Raw genomic sequence first — 17,788 nt, 5'->3', positions numbered from 1 at the left:
CCTTGCCGGCGCATTCAGGTGAAGATCGCGTACCTGTGTAATGCATGGTTTTCGCCAACCGACTACACCGCGAGAGGTCGGGGAGGGCCTGGAGGTGCCGATGGCAGGGGTAGCCGGTGATCGTGCCGGTGGTGAATTGCACGCGCGGTGGCAGGCGCTGCAGCTGCTGCAACCGGTCTTCGAACTGGTGAACCGTGCGGCTCCGCGGGCCGGGTTCGACCACCGCCGGTATGACCTGCCACAGCTCGCACTGCGGTTGATCGACTTCGTCGTGCTGAACCAGGCCAGTATGGAGGGTTCGGTCAGCCCGGGCGCGATCGTCGACCACCTAATGCTCGCCGCACGCCGGATGAGCCCAGACGATGACAACCGGCCGTGGGCGAAGGTAGCCAAGGTCGTCTTGAACACGCTGCTCAACGACGGGCGCCCGCACGAGGTGTTCTGGCGTGAACCTGCAGCCGACGGTGAACAGTGGAGTGAAGCCGTCGCGTACCGCTTTCAGCTCCTGACCCTCACCGAGGAGGTAGAGGGGATCGCGGTCAAGGCGACCGACCCCGCGATCCTCGTGTTCCTGCAGGCTCTCAACACCAATCTGGCCGACCAGGCGCTCGCGCTCAAGATCATGGTCGAGATCCAGATGAACTCCGGCGAGTTCGACAAGGCGCTCGCGACGGCCAAGCAGGCCACTCGGACCGCCCAAGGGCTCTCGGCCAGCCTGAGGGAGAAGCTGGACGACACGCGTCGTGACATCCGCAGCGTCGACTGGGCCGGCGAGATGCCCGGCTGGCTCGAAAATGTCCTCGAGAAGGTCGGGCAGCAGCTCGACAAGGACCGGCAGCTCCGCGACCTGGCCCGGCGGGCGGGTGAGGATCCCGCCGCGGCCGAGGTCTGCCGCCTGATCGAGGAGACCGTCGCTCGCGGACAGGACGTCTGGGTGCGTCTGGAGCTCTACCTCCAGCAGGCCATTCCGGTGTTCTTGGCGGCCCAGGAGGTGCAGCGCTTCCAGCCCCGGGGGCTCGCGGCCGCAATCGACCTGGGTGAACAGGTGCTGGCGCCGATTCTGGTCGCCGACGATCCCGAGTTCGAGATGGTCGCCGGAATCCTGATCGCCGGGGTGTCGCCGCCGCGCGTCACGCCACAGTGGGGCCTCGACGACCTGCTCAAGCAGCTTCTCCGCGAGCCCACCGCACGGGAGATGCGGGACCCTGATGTCGACGATCCCGGTGAACTCGGGGAGGAAGCCCACGATTCAGTGCCGGACGACATTGCCGCTTGCGCCACCGAAATCCTCTCCGCGGCCGCGCACACGCCCGTCCGCCTGTCCGGGTTGCTGGCGGCTGGGCGAGAGGCAGCTGACCGAGTCGAACAGCCCGTCCGCCTCCTCGACGTCCTTTGGGGCGCGGCTCTCTACGTGGTCGTGAACACCTCGGAACTCACAGCCGACGAGCTGCCGGCGCGGCCTGACCTGGCCGCTGCGGTCGCGGCGCTGGCCGCGGTCGACGACGACACCATGCTCGTGGACCCGCGGTTCTCCGGGCCGGATCTGCTGCTGGCTACCCCTGCGGCACTCGACCGGATCGACGCGGTGAGCGCGGGTGACCTGATGGGAGCCGAATGAACCTGACCGATGTGGGTGACGCTGCTTCCCTCGTGCGGTTCGCGCTCGTGCCGAAAAGCCGTCCCACACCCGACAGCCCGTACCGGTCGCTGCTCGACCGGTACCGAACGGACACGGAGTTCGCCGAGGTCGTCGGCCGGATCGCCGACGGCCTCGGGCTCCGCGTTCACCTGCCGACCCAGCTGGGGCTGCTGGTCACCGGGGCACCGGACGGTCCGTTCGCGGTAACGCTGGACAACAGCGGCCTGCCGCGGCGGACCGGGCCGAAGCAGCTGCAGGATCGGCACTGCTTCGGCTTGGTCCTGGTGGGCTTGGCCGCCTACGCCTATCCAAACGGAGAAGCTTTGCTCGACTCGGGTAGTCCCGGTGTCCGGACCGCCGAACTGCAACGTTTCCTCACTCGTCATGCGAGGACCGCCGCCGAAGCGGCCGACAACGCCGAGGAGACGCGGAGCCGTCAACTCGGCGAGGCGGCGAAAATGTGGCTCGACCTGCCCGACGTCCCGCTGAATGACAGCGTTCGCAGCCGAGACAACCGCCGCTACTACGTCCACGCGCTCCTGCAGTACCTCGTCGACAAGGGCCGTGCTCGGCGCGAGCCGGCACTCGACGACGAGCGCGGTGAGGCCTACCAACTCAACGATCGGTTCCGGATCGGCCTGGCCGAAGTGACCGAGGACGCCGTGTACGCCGTGTTCGCCGAAGCGCGGCAGGCGGAAGAGGAGCGTGACTAGATGTACCGCCTGCGCCGGTTCTACCTGGACTCGATCGGCGTGCCCGACAACCGGTTCTCGGATCTGCTCGTCGACTTGACCGACGCCGACGGTGCGCCCGCGGATAGCATCGTGTGGCTGCGCAACGGCGCCGGCAAAACTACGATGCTGTCCTTGTTGCTGGCGCTGATCCTGCCCGACCGCCGTGACTTCCTCGCCACTCGGACGAAGAAACGGACGCTTGAGGATCTGGTCCAAAGCCACGACACCGCGCACGTCGTCGCCGAGTGGGCCGATTCCGAAGGACGTGTCCTGCTGACCGGTGCGATCTACGAATGGGACGGGCGGCAGCGACCGCGCGACTACAACGCCGCGGGCAAGGAGAACCTCAAACGGACCTGGTGGTGCGTGCACCCCGAGCCGGCGGTCGAGGGGTCCGCCCTCGACGATCTGCCGTTCACCTTCCGGACCTCCGGTCGCTGCGACCGGGACGGTTTCCGCAGGCACCTCAACGAGCTGGCGGCGCACGGAGTGAACGTGGTGGTTGCCAGCTCGACGATCGCGGAGTGGCACCAAGCGCTCCGCGAGCGGCGCTTCGACCCGGATCTGTTCCGCTACTTCACCGAAGTCAACGCCACCGAAGGCGGCATCGAGGCGTTGTTCGACGGAATCGACTCGCCGGGGGCGTTCGTTCGCTACCTGCTGAGGTTCGTCAGCGACCGCAACCGGACCGCGCCCGTGCGCGATCTGCTTTCCGAAACACAGAAGGAGATCGCGAAGCAGCCCGGCTACGAGGCCGAGCGGGAGTTCTGCGCGGAGGCCCAGCCGAAGGTGGGCGCGCTGGGCGAGGCGCACCGCAAGGTAGTAGCGGCGACGGCGGCCCGTGACGAGGAGCGAGCTCGTGTCGCGGGCTTCAAGAAAGCCTTGCTGGACAAGGCCGACGGCGCGACGGCGCTACAGCGGCTCGAGCGTGAGCGGCAGGAGCACCTGGACGATCGGTTCAAGGAGAAACGCGCCGAGGCCGACGCCGCACGTCGCCAACGCGACGAGTACACGCGGCTCGCCGCTGTGTTCCGCGTCCGGACTGCGCGGGACCAGGTCAGCGACGCGACCGAACGAGCAGGCGCGCTCGCCCTTGACGTGGCTGCCTGGGAGGCGGTCGCGGACCGAGCCGCTTTGGACGAAGCGATCGCGGCCCTGTCTGTCCGGCAGGGGGCCTTGGCCGCCGCTGCCGAAGAAGCTCAGCCGTTGATCGAACTGTTCGAAGCGGCACAGGCGGAGTGGGCAGGTGCACTCGAGGCGGCGGCTGAAGGCGCGCGGCTCCGGCTCGCCTCGCTCGCATCGGCGGTGACGGCCGCACGGCGGGAGAAGGAAGCCGCCGAACGTGCCCGCCGGACGGCTCACGAGCGGTATGTGGAGCTGGCTTCCGAACTCCGGGAGCTGACCGAGCGGGTCAACCGCTTCCAGGCCACCCGGGCCGCTGCCGTCGAGAAGGGGACACTGGAGCCGTCCGAACGGCTGGAAGCCGCAGTCGAGCGATATCGCCACCGGCTGCGCGTGTGCACAGCGGATCTGGAGCGGTTGGTGGGCGAACGCGAGTCGTTGGCGCGTGATCTCGTCTCGGCCGACGACAGGTGCGAGTCGGCCAGGCAGGAACGTCAACGAGCAGGTGCTGTACACGACCGGTTGCAGGCCGAGCTGACGAACCTGGAGGAGCGTGCGGCGCAGATCGGCGACGATGCTCGGCTGCGTCAGCTGCTTCAGGCGGATTCGGTCGATCTGACCGAATCCGCAGCCGACGCGGTCGCGCTGCTCACCGGGTCAGTGGCAGGGATCGAGGCCGAGATCCTCGGCGTCCGAACCGGACTGGTCCAAGACGAGAACGCGGTGGAAGGCCTGCGGGCGGACGGGTTCCTGCCACCCCGGCCCGCAGTCGAGGCGGTGCTGTCCGAGCTGCGCGCGGCAGGTGTCACGGCGTTCTCCGGGTGGAGCTACCTGGCGAATCACGTGCCTGCTGAAGAACAGCGGAGGAAGATCACGGAGCTTCCCGAGGTCGTGGAGGGGGTTGTCATCTATGGCGATCCCGCCGAAGCAGCCGAGCGGATCGAAACGACGCTGGACGACGCTGTCGTGGTCGCTTCGGCGCGGGTCTTCCAAGAGGAGCGGACGCCACGGGTCGTGCTCGGCCCGGTGGCGGCGCGCTACGACGCGGCCGCCGCAGCCGACGAACACCGCCGTCGGGCGGATCGGCTGACGGCCGGGCAGGACCGGCTCGAACGGCTGAACCGGCAACGCGATGGCGAAGCGGCGAAAATCGCTGAAATCCGAGCACTGGTGCAAGCCTTCCCGGACGACGGCGTCACGGGGCTGCGCAACCGCCTCAGGTCGGCCAAGGCTGCTTCACGAGATGCTGAGACCGAGGAGTCGGCCGCGACCAGCGACCGCGACGAGCTGCGCGGGCAACACGCGGAAATCGTCGAAGAACACGCCCGGCTGCGCGAGACTTTGCCGGAACTTCGCGTCGCGCTGGCGCGAGTCGAAGACCTCGAACGCGAGGAACAGGAGGTCGTGAATCCGGCCAGCGCCCGTATGGAAGCGATCCCTGCGTTGCAGGAGGCCGAAAAGGAGGCGGAAACGGCTGCTGTCGCGACCTACGAATCCGCCGACGTCGACATCGAGCGCTTTCGTGACGAGAGTCGCGGACTCGAGTCGAGCAGACGAACCTGGACCGCGACCCGTGCCACGCTGCCAGCGCACTCGATCTTTACCGACAAGAGCGTGGAGAGCGCGGAGGCGGCCGTCGCCGAGAGCAAGGAGCTTCTGCGCCGGCAGTTCCCCGAAGCGGAACTGCGCCGTGCCGAGGCGGAAGCCGAGAAGACCGTTCGCGCCGGCGCGCAAAAGTGGGAACGCCACGCCAGCCCAGTACGGGCGCGGGCCGCACAGCTCTCAGCTACAACGGTCGCCGAAGATCGCGAGCTTCGCCAGGAAGCCTTGGATCGGGTACGTGACGCGAAAACCGCGACCGAACGCAAGCTCGGCGCGGCCGAAGCGGAGTTGCGAGAGGCCGAGACCGAGTTGCGAACGGCGACTCCGCGCGGGCGGACCCGCCACACGGAGCAGGTGTTGGAACCGGCCGACCGGGGTGATGCCCTCCGGCACGCGGCGGAGTCCAACGAACTCGCCATCGGCCTGCAGCTTGCTGCGGGATTCCTGGAGCGGGAGCGTGACGACGCCGGTCGGGCGGCCGATGACGCGAAGGGCTTGATCGGAGTCCTTCTCGACCAGGCCAACCTGTTCCGGAGCGTCGATCCCGCCGACGTCGCGAGAGGGATCGTCCCGGACCGCGATGACGAGATCCGGGCGAAGACCGAGCGGCTCGTGCAGGGATTCGAGGCCCTCGAGAGCGAGTACAACGGCCTCCTCGGAAATCGGTCTCAACATGCAGAACGACTCCGGAACTGGGCAGCGGACGACCGGTTCGCCGCAGTGGCCGAAGACGAGAACGGCCAGGCGGTGCGCCGGCTCAGGGAGCTGTTCCGCAGTGAGCACTTGTATGAACGCGTCGCCGCGCGCGCGGGTGAGTTCGCCGACGACCTGGAGACCCGGCAGCAGGCCATCACCCGGCAGCTGACCCAGGTCCAGGAACACAAGCAGAACGTGGTGTCACGCCTGGGCGACCTCGTGGACGACGCGCTGCGACTGCTCGGCCGGGCATCGGCCTTGTCCGAACTACCGGAGGGCGTGGGTCCGTGGGCGGGTTACCGATTCCTGGCCGTCGACGCCAAGAAACGTCCGACGCGGGAGCAGGCAGCGTTGCGCATCGGCGAACTGGTGGACCGGATGGTGGGCGCGGGCAAGGTCGAGACCGACCCGACCGAACTGCTCTGGCGGGCGACCGAAGCCGCCGTGACCGCGGGATTCCGGGCATCGGTCCTCAAGCCCGCTCCGGATCAGCCGACCGGGCGAACGGCGGTCGAAGACATGCGCAAGTGGTCCGGCGGGGAGAACCTCACTGCGTCGCTGGTGCTCTTCTGTGTCATGGCCCGGCTGCGCACCGAACAGCGGACCGGTCACCGCACCAGCTCGGTCGGCGGCCTGGTTCCGCTCGACAACCCGCTCGGCAAAGCCAACTATCTGCCGTTCCTCGACTTGCAGCGGCGGGTGGCGAAAGCGAGCGGCGTGCAGCTGGTGTTCCTGACCGGGATCGGTGACCTCGGCGCGGTGACCGCGTTCCCGCGGATCGCCGCAATGCACAAACGGCCCTCGGCTACGCGGCCAGGACGAGCCTACGTTTCGAACGACCTCGACAACTCCGCCGCCGGCACGAGCCAGCTGGTCGACGTCGTTTCGTCGGTGCGTCGTGATCCCTGAGCCAGCGCTGATCGGCGCGATCGCCGAGACCGTTCGCGTATACGGCCCCCGGCGGGTACCACTCGACGTCGTCCTCTCGGCCGCGGCGAAGGTCGACCACAGCGCAGCGGTCTCGGTGCACTGGCGTCGCCGGGTGCTCACCGCGATCACGTTCCTCGCAGCCGAGGGGGTGATCGACCTCCCGAAGACCCGGACCGACCGCCGCGCCGATCCACCGCTGCCCGCGTACGTCACCCGACGGGGAGCGCCGTCGGGGCAGGCGGAGAAACCAGCACCGATCGTCTGGCACGCGGACCTCGGCTGGGCGGCGCTCGCCGACGAACGCGGCGAGTGGAGTACCGCGGAGCGATCATGTCTCGCGCTGGTGAACTCCTGGCTGCCCCGCCGTCGTGGGGTGGTCGTGCCGATTCGGGAACGGTCGCTCGAGATCACCGGTGACGACAAAGCCCTCGAGAATTGGCTGTTCGGTCCCTTGTTCCGGCCAGGACGGCTGACCCTGGATCTGCTGGAGTGTGAACAGTGCTGGCCGCCGGTAAACCGTCGGATCCTCGGTGACAGCGATACCTGGCTCCTCGTCGAGAACTACACGACCTACGTCTCGCTGTCGCGTCGTGCGGCAGAGCTGGGCTTCGACGGCCAAATCATCTGGGGATCGGGAAATCAGGTGCGCACCAGGTTACGAGCCCTCGCCGCTTGCGGCGAACGCCCACTTGAGTGTTGGTACTTCGGTGACGTCGACGCGGGAGGTTTCCGGATCGCCCGAACAGCTTGGCAATGCGTACGCGATCTCGGATTCGAGGAACTTCGGCCGGCGAAGGGGTTGTACAGCCTCGCTATCGAGTATGGGCAGCGCCGGCCGAGTGGGCGCACGCTGCGGATGAGCGCCGCCACAGCCGCTTGGGTTCAGGAATGGCTGGACGAGTCTTTGGGCGACGTGTGCCTGGCCGTTGCCCGGTCCGGCGAACGGGTCGTGCAGGAAAACGTCGGGGTTGAAGTTCTCGCCGCGACGGCTCTCTCCGACTGGTTCAATGATCGGTGAGGCGGTGCAGCGCAGCCCTCTCAGCCACGGTCATTGCGCGATGACTTCCGCGCGACGGTTTGCGTGCGAACCATCACGAGCCCACCGCAGCGTCGGCGTCGGCCACCAGGCGGTCGAGCAGTGCGGCATCCAGGAACCGGTCGCCGGTGAGGAAGGATGTACTTCGTTTCCCTGGGTCCGGCGTCGACGCTGCGACCTGGACGGACTCGGGTAGCGGCACGTCCGCAGTGCCCCCCCGACAGCCCTAGGCTGAACCGCCTTGACCGGTAGTGTGGCGGGCGCGCCACCCGCGTCGATCAGCGCGGCGCGCCATCGGGCTCGAACACCGCACACCAGATGGAGCACCGAAGCTCTAAGATGGCGCAGTGAACGCAATATTACCGAAGTCGCTCGACGATTTCTGGGCTGTAGTTGTCTACGAGTCGTATGGTGGCGGGACGCGTCTGTTGTGGTCGCCTGAGCATCATGATTGGCTTCCCTCAAACGCGTACGGGAGTGGGTTCGTCAGAATGCCAGTTCCCGGCTACGAGGGAAGACCATACGATGACGAACTCTCAGGTGCCATCGCGCTGGCTGACGAGCTATTACGTCGCCGCATCTGCCAGCGCTGTGGACTATCGGACCTTGAAGACCATTTCGTTGCACCCGACGTGTTCGGCACGGCCGCGCTCTACTGCCTGCAGCAGCCAGACCCAAGGGTAGTCAGCTCATTCGGAGGCACCGGAACCCGTAAGCATTGGGGCTCGCGACTCGGTTGCGCATCCGTGAGGGCCAAGTACTTCACCGACCGTGACAACGAACGGTACGTCGACTACGGCGAAGGCCTTGTAGCGTCCCACGTTCGTGACTGGGAATGGTGTGCTCGCTGTACTGGCGCGGCTGGCAACGTCGCCTGCAACCCAGAAGTCGGCGACCGCTCACCCTGGGATTACGTAGAAGAGGTCGAGGGCAAAACGCACATCCGACGCTATCCTTACGCGCTGTGACGTGACGCCGCCCTTACGCTGGCAGGCTCAGGCGTGTGGTTAGTGTGCAAGTCGCCCCTCGGACACGCACATTATCTACACCGGAGCTGGTCGTCGCGTAGACGGCCAGCTTTTTTGGTTCGTGGTACCCCTCGTTCACCGCTGCCTGCGCTCGCGGCGGTGGTATCGTTGTTAACGTCTCAGTGGTAGCGGCGATTAAGGACGGCGGGTATGGCCGAGCAGCGGGTGGCGATCGTGACCGGCGGGTCGCGCGGGATCGGGCGTGACTCCGCCGAGCGGCTGGCCAGGGACGGGATGGCCGTCGTGGTTGTGTGCGCGGGTAACGAGGCCGAGGCCAACGCGGCGGTCGAGGCGATCACCGCCGGTGGTGGGCGGGCGATCGCGGCCAGGGCGGACGTGGCCGACGAGCAGGCCGTCGCGGCGGTGTTCGACCGGGCCGAGGCCGAGTTCGGGGGAGTGGACGTGGTGGTGCACGCGGCCGCGCGCATGGTGCTCGCGCCGCTCGCCGAACTCGACCTGGACGAGCTGGACAGCATGCACCGCACCAACATCCGCGGCACCTTCGTGGTCGGCCAGCAGGCGGCCCGCCGCGTGCGCGACGGCGGCGCGATCATCAACTTCTCCACGTCCGTGCTCGCGCTGGCGATCCCGGGTTACTCCGGGTACGCGGCGTCGAAGGGCGCGGTCGAGGCGATCACGCTCATCCTGGCCCGCGAGCTGCGCGGCCGCGACATCACCGTCAACGCCGTGGCGCCAGGGCCGACGGCGACCTCGCTGTTCCTGGACGGCAAGGACGAGGAGACCATCGCGCGAATGGCCGCGCAGCCGCCCCTGGAACGGCTCGGCAATCCGTCCGACATCGCCGAGGTGGTCTCGTTCCTGGCCGGTCCCGCGCGCTGGATCAACGGCCAGACCATTCGCGCGAACGGCGGGATCGCGTGACGCTCAAAGCTCGGCGACCAGCTGCAACGCCCTGCCCAGGGTGGTGAGCCGGGCGTCGAGGGTCTCGCCCGCCGGGTACAACCGGACGGTGTCGACGCCGGCGTCACGCCACACCTTGAGTCGTGCGCGCACCATTTCTTCGGTGCCGATCAGCGTGGTGCCGAGCACCATTTCGTCGGTCACCAAAGCGGCCGCGCCCGTGCGGTCCCCGGAAAGCCAGCGCGACCGGATTTCCGCGGCGACATCGGCCCAGCCCTGCCTGCTGTAGGCGTCGTTGTAGAAATTGCTTCCGGCGGAGCCCATGCCGCCCAGGCTGAACGCCAGCTCCATTTTGCGGCCCGCGACCATTGCGCGGAGTTCGTCCTCGTCGGCCGCGAACGCCACTTCGGCACCCTGGCAGACATCCAGCTCGGCTCGGGTGCGGCCGGCCGCGGCCAGGCCTTCGTCGAGATAGCGGAAGTAGGCGTCCGCGCCTTCCGGTACAAAGCTCGTGCCGAGCCAGCCGTCGGCGATTTCCCCGGTCAGCCGGAGCATGCGCGGGGAAAGCGTGGCCAGGTAAATCGGAATGGGGTGTCCGGGGCGGGTGGAAAGGCGCATCGGACGGGCCTCACCGGGCAACGGCAGTTCGAACGCCGAACCGGAATAACGCAGTTTCTCGCCGGTGAACGCGGACCGCACGATGTCCACGGTTTCACGCAGCCGGGTGAGCGGCCGGGCGAACGGAACGCCGTGCAGGCCTTCGATCACCTGCGGGCCGGAGGGGCCGAGTCCCAGCAGGAACCGCCCGTCCGACATGTTCGACAGCGTGATCGCGGTCTGCGCGATGGCCGCGGGCGTGCGCGTGCCGAGCTGGATGATGCCGGAACCCAGCAGCATCCGCTCGGTGCGCGCGGCCAGGAAACCCAGGGGAGCGGGTGCGTCGGAGCCCCAGGCCTCGGCGACCCAGCAGATGTCGAGTCCCAGCTTCTCGGCTTCCAGCACGAACTCGACGATCTCCGGCCACGAGCCGCCGGACGCTTCGATCGTCGTCGCGGTGCGCATCAGCCTTCGGCCAGCTTCTTGATCGCGTCGAGATTGGCGAGGATGGCGTTCTCCAGCTCACGCAGCCGGACAAACACGATCTTCTGCTCCTTCTCCGGCATGCGCTGGATCGCGGCCGACAGCCCGGACGGGCCCGGCCCCATCTGCATCCACTGGCGCAGCTCGGTCCCGCCGTCGTGTGGTTCGAGGCTGAACCGCCAGCTGGCCGACGGCTTCTCCGGATCCGTCACCGCCCAGGCGAAGGTGCGCTGCGGCTCGTAGCCGACCACATGGGAAACGGTCTCCCAGTTGCCGAAGGACGGATGCGTGTTGCGCCCGCGGAACCGGGCACCGAGCGCGGGCCCGTCGTCGAGCCATTCGACGGCCTGCAGTTCGGCGCTGAGCGAGGGCAACAGGTTGATGTCGGAGACCAGTTCCCAGACCCGGTCGGGCGGCGCGTCGATCCGGATCCGCTGCTCGATGGTCGGTGCATCCGCGTACCGTGCGCCCGTCCACTCCACCGCGCGAACCTCCTCAGCTCCGAGAAAACGCCCTCTGAGCTTCAGAGTTTCGTATTTGGACTCACCATGTCAAGACGTCAGGTCCTCGAAGCGGCGCCGGACGTCCGGCCGGGCCTTGAGGCCTTCCGGGTACCCGGGCCCGGTGCGCATGCGGATCCGCGCGGGATCGAGCGGCTCGCCGCAGGAAGCGCAGACCACCTCGGCGTGCGTGTCGTGCCCGCAGTCCAGGTGGTGCATGCGCACCGGCGGGCCTTCCGGGCCGGACAGCCAGCGGTCGCCCCAGCGCGACATCACCGCGAGCACGTCGAAGAAGTCGCGGCCCTTCTCGGTGAGCAGGTACTCGTGACGGACCGGCTCGTCCTGGTAGGCGCGCTTTTCGAGCAGGCCTTCGTCGACCAGTCGCTTGAGCCGGTCGGCCAGCGTGTTGCGCGGAATGCCCAGTTCCTGCTGGAAGTCGCCGAAGCGGCGGATGCCGTAGAAGCTCTCGCGCAGCACCAGCGGGCTCCACTGGTCCCCGAACAGGTCCATGGTGCGTGCGATGGAGCACGGCCACCTGGCAAAAGAGGTCCGCTTCATGCCGTTGAGCATAGGCCCGCGCACGGCATGCGCGAAGTTGCTTGAAAGAGCGATTGACCGAGCAAAAACACGCAACTACGCTGATCCTCATGTCAGAGATGGATGCGGAGATCGCCAGCCAGCCCGCGCACTGGCGCCAAGCCGTGGACCTCGCCGCCGATCCGGCCGTGGCGAGCCTGCTGCCGCGCCCGGGCCGCCGGGTGGCCGTGGTGGGCTGCGGTACCTCGTGGTTCGTCGCGCAGGCCTATGCCGCGCTGCGCGAGCGCGCCGGGCTCGGCGAGACCGACGCGTTCGCGGCCTCGGAGTTCCCGCTCGGCAGGCGGTACGACCAGGTGCTCGCGATCACCAGGTCCGGTACCACCACGGAGATCCACCGGCTGCTCGGGCAACTCGGCGCGCCCGCGACCGTCCTCACCGGCGTGCCGGCCGAGATCGAGCACCAGGCGGGCGCGGTGGTGGACCTTTCCTTCAGCGACGAGCGATCCGTGGTGCAGACCCGGTTCGCCACCGCCACGCTCGCCCTGCTCCGCGCCCATCTCGGCGAAAACCTCGACCGCGCCATCGCGGAAGCCGAGCAGGTTCTCGAGACCACTGTGGACACCGACGTGCGGGCAGCGGGGCAGTTCACCTTCCTGGGCACCGGCTGGACCGTCGGACTCGCCGCGGAGGCCGCGCTCAAGCTGCGCGAAGCGTCGGTCAGCTGGGCCGAGTCGTATCCCGCGCTGGAGTACCGGCACGGGCCGATCAGCATCGCCGAACCCGGCCGCGTGACCTGGATGTTCGGCCAGGCGCCGGAAGGGCTGGCCGACGAAGTGCGCCGCGCCGGTGCGTTGTTCGTGGACGACAACCTGGACCCGATGGCGGACCTCGTGCGTGCCCAGCGGCTCGCCGGTGCGCTCGCCGCGGATCGCGGGCTCGATCCGGACAACCCCCGCAACCTGACCCGATCCGTAGTCCTCGCCTAGTGATCGTCACGGTCACCGCGAACCCCGCGCTGGACGTCACCTACCGGATCGGCGCGCTCGAACCCGGTGCCGTCATCCGGCCCGCCGAGGTGCGCAAGCGCGCCGGGGGCAAGGGAATCAACGTGGCCAGGGTGCTGCACGCACTCGGCCGCGAGACCCTCGCCATCGCACCGGTCGGCGGCACCGACGCCGAGCTGTTCCGCGAAGACCTCGCCGCCGCGGGCATTCCGCATCGGCTGACCGCGATCGACGGTGCCACCCGCCGCACCACCGCGCTGGTGGCGCCGGACGACGTGACCCTGGTCAACGAACCGGGGCCACGGATGTCCGAAGTGGACTGGCAGCGCCTGACCGGGGAAGTGGGAAAGCACCTCGAACACGCCGGGGTGCTGGTCTGCTCGGGCAGCCTGCCGCCGGGTGCCCCGCTCGACGGGTACGCCCAGCTCATCGTGCTGGCGAAGAACGCGGGCGTGCCCACGGTGCTGGACACGTCGGGGGAGGCGCTGCGCGAAGGCATCAAGTCCGGACCGGACGTGGTGAAGCCCAACGCGGACGAACTCCGTGAACTCACCGGCGATCCCCACGAACTGCGGGCCGGTGGCGCGGGCGCGGTGCTCGTTTCCCTGGGCCCGCGCGGCATGCTCGCCGCCACCGCCGACGGCACCTGGCTGGCGCGGCCGTCGCGGAAGCTCGACGGCAACACGACCGGCGCGGGTGACGCGGCGGTGGCGGGCATCGCGATGAACCTGCACCGGAGCTGGCCCGAGGTGCTGCGGCACGCCGTCGCGCTGTCCGCCGCGGCCGTGCTCGGACCGCTCGCCGGCGACGCCGATCTTGCTCACTACCGGCGCGAACTCGGCGCCGTGACCGTGGAGGAAACCCATGCCACTGGTGTCAACGGGTGACATCGCCGGCCCGGCGGCCGAACTCGGCACCGGCTGCGGCGCGTTCAACGCCATCCTGCTGGAGCACATCAGCGCGATCATCGAAGGCGCCGAACGGGCCGGGCTGCCGGTCATCCTGCAGCTGAGCCAGAACGCGGTCCGCTACCACGGCGCGCTGGCGCCGATCGGGGCCGCCGCGGTGGCCGCGGCCCGTGGTGCGGAGGTGCCGGTGGCCGTGCACCTGGACCACGCCGACGAGCCGGAACTGGTGCACGAGGCCGTCGAACTCGGCTTCAGCTCGGTGATGTACGACGGGTCCACTCTGGACTACCGCGACAACCTGCAGTCCACCAAGGAAGTCGTGGCCTACTGCCACGACCGGGGCGTGTGGGTGGAGGCCGAACTCGGCGAGGTCGGCGGCAAGGACGGCGTGCACGCGCCCGGCGCGCGGACCGAGCCGAGAGAGGCACGTGCGTTTGTCGAGGCGACCGGCGTGGACGCGCTCGCGGTGGCCGTCGGCAGTTCGCACGCGATGCTCACCAGGGACGCCGAACTCGACTTCGAGCTGATCGGCGCGCTGCGGGCGGAAGTGCCGGTGCCACTGGTGCTGCACGGCTCGTCCGGCGTGGCCGACGAGCACCTGGCCACCGCCGTGCGCCACGGCATGACCAAGATCAACATCGCCACGCAGCTGAACAAGGTGTTCACCGCGGGCGTGCGCGAGCAGCTCGCGGCCCGGCCCGGCACCGTCGATCCGCGCAAGTACCTCAGCGCGGGACGGGAAGCGATGGCCGGTGAGGTGGCGCGGCTGCTGCGCGTGCTCAGGCCGTGATGACGCGGACGCCTTCGGCCTGGAACGCCTCGATCGTCTTGTCCGGCGCCGAAGTGTCCGTGACCAGGGTGTGCACCTCGTTGGTGGCGCAGATCCTGGCGAAGGCGTGCCCGCCGAGCTTCGAGCTGTCGCCGACCACGGCGACGTGCCGGGCGCGCGAGACCATCAGCCGGTTGATGCTGGCCTCGCCCTCGTGGTGCGCGTAGGCGCCACGCAGCGGGTCCACCGCGTCCACGCCGAGCAGCACCAGGTCCAGCGTGATCTCGTCGAGGATCTTGGTGGCGAACGGCCCGGTCAGCTCGAACGACTGCGGGCGCGCGACCCCGCCGGTGACCACGATCTTGATGTTCGGCCGCACGGCCAGCTCGTTCGCGATGTTCAGCGCGTTGGTGACCACGGTCAGCGACGGTGAATCGCCGCGCTCACCCAGATCGGGGCGGGTGGCCACGGCACGGCCGACCTCGGTGAGCGTGGTGCCGCCGTTGAGGCCGATCACCATGCCGCGCTCGACCAGTTTCGCCGCGGCGACGGCGATCCGCTGCTTTTCCGGGGCGTTGCGCGCGGCCTTGTGGCGCAACGGCAGGTCGTAGGCCACGTTGCTGGCGACCGCGCCACCGCGGGTGCGGGTGAGCAGCTGGCGCTCGGCGAGGTGGTCGAGGTCGCGGCGGATGGTGGCGGGGGAGACGTCCAGCTCGGCGGCGGTCTCGTCGACGTCGATCTTGTCCCGTTGCCCGATCATGTCGAGCAGTGCGTTGAGGCGCTCGTGCCGATCCATCCGCCGAAAGTACTACGAGTGCGGGCCCCCGCACGTGCCGCCGCTCCGAGCACGATTCCGCGACTTTGTTGCACAGTTGTGCGTCCACACTGTTGACACATGCTTGAACGAGGACAAAACTGCGCACTAACGCGCAGCGGTCCCGCTGGAAGTTCGTCGAATCGATCAGGTGGTGGCGATGAGATCAGCTCGTGGCAAGCTCGGACTCACGGCGGGACTGGTGCTGACGCTCGCCGCGTGCGGCACGCCGACCGGCCAGGAGGGCGCGCCCGGCGCGGCCAACGCGCTGCCCGGGGCCGAGGAGTTCCTGAACGCGCCGTGTCCCGAACCGGGCGTCAAGCCGCAGGCGGACAAGGAACTGACCTACTGGTCGATGTGGACGGCCGACGAGCCGCAGGGCAAGGTCCTGCAGAAGGCGATGCGCTGCTTCACCGAGAAGACCGGGGTCAAGGTCAACGTGGAGTGGCTGGGGCGCAAGGGCTACACCACCAACCTGGTGCCCGCGCTGAACACCGGCAACGTGCCCGACCTGTTCGACCAGGACGTCAGCAAGGTCAGCGCGGCGATCATGCAGCCGGGTGGCACGCAGAGCGTGGACGACGTGTTCGCGATGAAGGTCGGCGAGGGCGAGAAGACGGTCAAGGACGTGCTCGCGCCCAGCTCGTACGACTTCCCGCAGAACAAGGACAAGACCGGCGCGAACTTCATGGTGCCGTACGAGATGATGGCCAGCGCCTGGTGGTACGACAAGGCCACCGCCGGGGAGGTCAAGCCACCGTCCACAATGGCCGAGCTGACCGCCCTGTTCGACCAGGCGAAGGCCGACGGCAAGGCCGCCGTCGCGCAGGACGGTGACATCTCCTTCTACAACATGTACTTCTACACCCAGCTCGCCGAGCGGTTCGTCGGCGCCGGCGGGCTCTACCGCGCGGCCAGCGACCCGACCGGGCAGGCCTGGCTGACCGATCCCGGTTTCCGCCGGGCCGCCGAGGAAACCGCGAAGATCCCGCCGTACTTCATCGAAGGCTGGGACGCGGCCAAGTTCCCGCAGGTGCAGCAGCGCTGGGCCGACGGGGAGGCACGCTTCCTCTACGTCGGCAGCTGGGTGCCCAGCGAGACCCGCGAATACCTGGCCAAGCAGGGCGGCGCGACCAAGATCGACTACGGCTCGTTCCAGTTCCCGATGCCCGACGGCGCCACGCACGACACGGTCGAGCAGATGTCGATCGGCTTCTCCATTCCCAAGGCGGCCAAGCACACCGAGGCGGCCAAGGCGTTCATCGCCTACACGCTGAACAAGGACATCCTGCTCGGCATGACCGTGGTGGCCAACAATCTGGTGCCGCGCGCGGACCTGCCGGTACCGGACGACCTGAAGGACATCAAGGCCGCCATCGACGACCCGGAGAAGGAGCACGTGCTGCAGTACGACGGGCTCGACGGGCTGGCTGGCGGCAAGTGGGCCACCGAGGTGTTCGACCCGCTCAACCTCGACCTGCTCAAGGCGCGCATCACCCCGCAGCAGTTCGTCGACGGCCTGGCCGCGAAGTCGGCCGAGTTCTGGGCCGCGCAGGGCTCATGACGACAACCGCCGAAGCAGTCGTGCCGCGGCCGCGCCGCGGCACGCACGGGCAGCACGAGGTGCGCAAGCGCCGGTTGTTCTGGCCGTTCGTCGCCCCGGCGTTCGCGCTGTACCTGATCTTCCTGGTGCTGCCGACCATCGCCACCGTGGTGCTCAGCTTCACCAGCTGGGCCGGGGCCGGCGACAGCCCGGAGTTCTCCGGGTTCACGCAGTACGCGCGGATGTGGGCCAGCGATTCGTTCCAGTACTCCTTCCGCAACACGCTGATCTACGTGTTCGTCGGTGGCATCGGCACCTTCGTGCTGGCCTTCCTGTTCACCATGGTGCTGCGGGAGATGCGGGGCGGGAAGCTGGTGCGCGCGATCCTGTTCTTCCCGAACATCGTGGCGCCGGTGGCGCTGGGCATGTTCCTCGGGTTCGTGTTCAAGTACCAGCCGGGCAAGCAGGGGCTGGCGAACTTCCTGCTGGAGAGCGTCGGGCTGACCGCGGCGAAGTTCCTCGACCCGGCGAACGTGACCTGGGCGGTCACCGCGGCGATCATGTGGGCCAGTTCGGGGTTCTACATCACCATCCTGATGGCCGCGGTGGACCGCATCCCGCCGTACCTGTACGAGGACGCCGAGCTGGCGGGTGCCTCGCCGTGGCAGAAGTTCCGCAACGTGACGCTGCCGCTGACCTGGGACGTGGTCGGCGTGGCCGGGGTGCTGTGGACGATCAACGCGCTGAAGATCTTCGAGCTGGTCTTCGTGCTGGCCGGGCCGGGCACCTACTCGCCGCCGAACAACGCCTGGACGCTGGGCATCTACGTGTTCGACCGGTCGTTCGGCTCGAACGGCACCCCGGACTTCGGGGCCGCCTGCGCCTGCGCGGTGGCGATGATCGCGCTGGTGACCGTGCTCGTCCTGCTCCTGCGCCGCCTGATGCGCCGCGACGCCATCCAGTTCTGAGGAGTGTCTGCAGTGGT

Annotated in this window: 15 protein-coding genes; 11 read left to right on the top strand and 4 right to left on the bottom strand. The window is 68.6% G+C overall.

Translation table 11 applies throughout. The annotated features are described in order from the left end of the window. Positions 1 to 100: 100 nt before the first annotated feature. The 6 genes from A4R43_RS09260 (at position 101) to A4R43_RS09240 (ending at position 9,669) form a co-directional block, all read left to right on the top strand. Positions 101 to 1,618: a hypothetical protein gene (locus A4R43_RS09260; protein WP_162788386.1), complete on the top strand. Its 1,518-nt coding sequence runs from the start codon at positions 101 to 103 to the stop codon at positions 1,616 to 1,618. Then, positions 1,615 to 2,352 (top strand): hypothetical protein, encoded by a 738-nt coding sequence (locus tag A4R43_RS09255; protein ID WP_113691946.1) that lies wholly within the window; start codon positions 1,615 to 1,617, stop codon positions 2,350 to 2,352. Before A4R43_RS09260 ends, A4R43_RS09255 begins: the two co-directional genes overlap by 4 nt. Then, on the top strand, positions 2,353 to 6,702 hold the full coding sequence (locus A4R43_RS09250; protein WP_113691945.1) for a coiled-coil domain-containing protein: 4,350 nt from the start codon (positions 2,353 to 2,355) through the stop codon (positions 6,700 to 6,702). Beyond that, the gene (locus tag A4R43_RS09245; protein ID WP_113691944.1) at positions 6,692 to 7,741 is read left to right on the top strand and encodes a Wadjet anti-phage system protein JetD domain-containing protein; all 1,050 of its coding nucleotides are present in this window, start codon (positions 6,692 to 6,694) and stop codon (positions 7,739 to 7,741) included. Before A4R43_RS09250 ends, A4R43_RS09245 begins: the two co-directional genes overlap by 11 nt. 365 nt (positions 7,742 to 8,106) lie before the next feature. Continuing rightward, positions 8,107 to 8,727, top strand: coding sequence for a hypothetical protein (locus tag A4R43_RS42625; RefSeq protein ID WP_162788385.1), 621 nt, complete (start codon positions 8,107 to 8,109; stop codon positions 8,725 to 8,727). Between the two features lie 210 nt (positions 8,728 to 8,937). Next, the gene (locus A4R43_RS09240) at positions 8,938 to 9,669 is read left to right on the top strand and encodes an SDR family oxidoreductase (protein WP_113691943.1); all 732 of its coding nucleotides are present in this window, start codon (positions 8,938 to 8,940) and stop codon (positions 9,667 to 9,669) included. 3 nt (positions 9,670 to 9,672) lie between these two features. Here A4R43_RS09240 and A4R43_RS09235 read toward each other — a convergent pair whose 3' ends face one another. From A4R43_RS09235 to A4R43_RS09225, 3 genes are all read right to left on the bottom strand, one after another. After that, a complete protein-coding gene (locus A4R43_RS09235) occupies positions 9,673 to 10,710 on the bottom strand; it encodes an LLM class flavin-dependent oxidoreductase (protein ID WP_113691942.1) in 1,038 nt (345 codons plus the stop codon). Continuing rightward, positions 10,710 to 11,210, bottom strand: a complete 501-nt coding sequence (locus A4R43_RS09230; protein WP_113691941.1) for an SRPBCC family protein — start codon at positions 11,208 to 11,210, stop codon at positions 10,710 to 10,712. Before A4R43_RS09230 ends, A4R43_RS09235 begins: the two co-directional genes overlap by 1 nt. A 69-nt stretch (positions 11,211 to 11,279) precedes the next feature. Then, complete coding sequence (locus tag A4R43_RS09225; RefSeq protein ID WP_113697453.1) at positions 11,280 to 11,786, bottom strand: winged helix-turn-helix transcriptional regulator; 507 nt, start codon at positions 11,784 to 11,786, stop codon at positions 11,280 to 11,282. Between the two features lie 98 nt (positions 11,787 to 11,884). Here A4R43_RS09225 and A4R43_RS09220 point away from each other — a divergent pair, with 98 nt between their 5' ends. Genes A4R43_RS09220 through A4R43_RS09210 form a run of 3 tightly spaced genes read left to right on the top strand, consistent with a single transcriptional unit; the run spans position 11,885 to position 14,467 of the window. After that, complete coding sequence (locus tag A4R43_RS09220; protein ID WP_418190841.1) at positions 11,885 to 12,751, top strand: SIS domain-containing protein; 867 nt, start codon at positions 11,885 to 11,887, stop codon at positions 12,749 to 12,751. Next, positions 12,751 to 13,656, top strand: coding sequence for a 1-phosphofructokinase family hexose kinase (locus A4R43_RS09215; protein ID WP_113691939.1), 906 nt, complete (start codon positions 12,751 to 12,753; stop codon positions 13,654 to 13,656). Before A4R43_RS09220 ends, A4R43_RS09215 begins: the two co-directional genes overlap by 1 nt. Continuing rightward, complete coding sequence (locus A4R43_RS09210; RefSeq protein ID WP_113691938.1) at positions 13,634 to 14,467, top strand: class II fructose-bisphosphate aldolase; 834 nt, start codon at positions 13,634 to 13,636, stop codon at positions 14,465 to 14,467. Before A4R43_RS09215 ends, A4R43_RS09210 begins: the two co-directional genes overlap by 23 nt. On the opposite strand, the gene A4R43_RS09205 is transcribed toward A4R43_RS09210, so the two are convergent. Then, positions 14,457 to 15,242, bottom strand: coding sequence for a DeoR/GlpR family DNA-binding transcription regulator (locus A4R43_RS09205; protein ID WP_113691937.1), 786 nt, complete (start codon positions 15,240 to 15,242; stop codon positions 14,457 to 14,459). The genes A4R43_RS09210 and A4R43_RS09205 overlap by 11 nt on opposite strands. 178 nt (positions 15,243 to 15,420) lie before the next feature. On the opposite strand from A4R43_RS09205, the gene A4R43_RS09200 reads away from it, so the two are divergent. Together A4R43_RS09200 and A4R43_RS09195 are read left to right on the top strand one after the other, a co-directional pair. Continuing rightward, a complete protein-coding gene (locus tag A4R43_RS09200; protein ID WP_113691936.1) occupies positions 15,421 to 16,824 on the top strand; it encodes an ABC transporter substrate-binding protein in 1,404 nt (467 codons plus the stop codon). Beyond that, positions 16,821 to 17,771, top strand: coding sequence for a carbohydrate ABC transporter permease (locus A4R43_RS09195; RefSeq protein ID WP_113691935.1), 951 nt, complete (start codon positions 16,821 to 16,823; stop codon positions 17,769 to 17,771). Before A4R43_RS09200 ends, A4R43_RS09195 begins: the two co-directional genes overlap by 4 nt. The last annotated feature ends 17 nt before the right edge of the window (positions 17,772 to 17,788 follow it).

Origin of the sequence: Amycolatopsis albispora, from assembly GCF_003312875.1 — a bacterium.
Lineage (GTDB): Bacteria > Actinomycetota > Actinomycetes > Mycobacteriales > Pseudonocardiaceae > Amycolatopsis > Amycolatopsis albispora.
The sequence above is the reverse complement of the archived record's forward strand: the minus strand, read 5'-3'. Positions and strand labels throughout refer to the sequence as shown.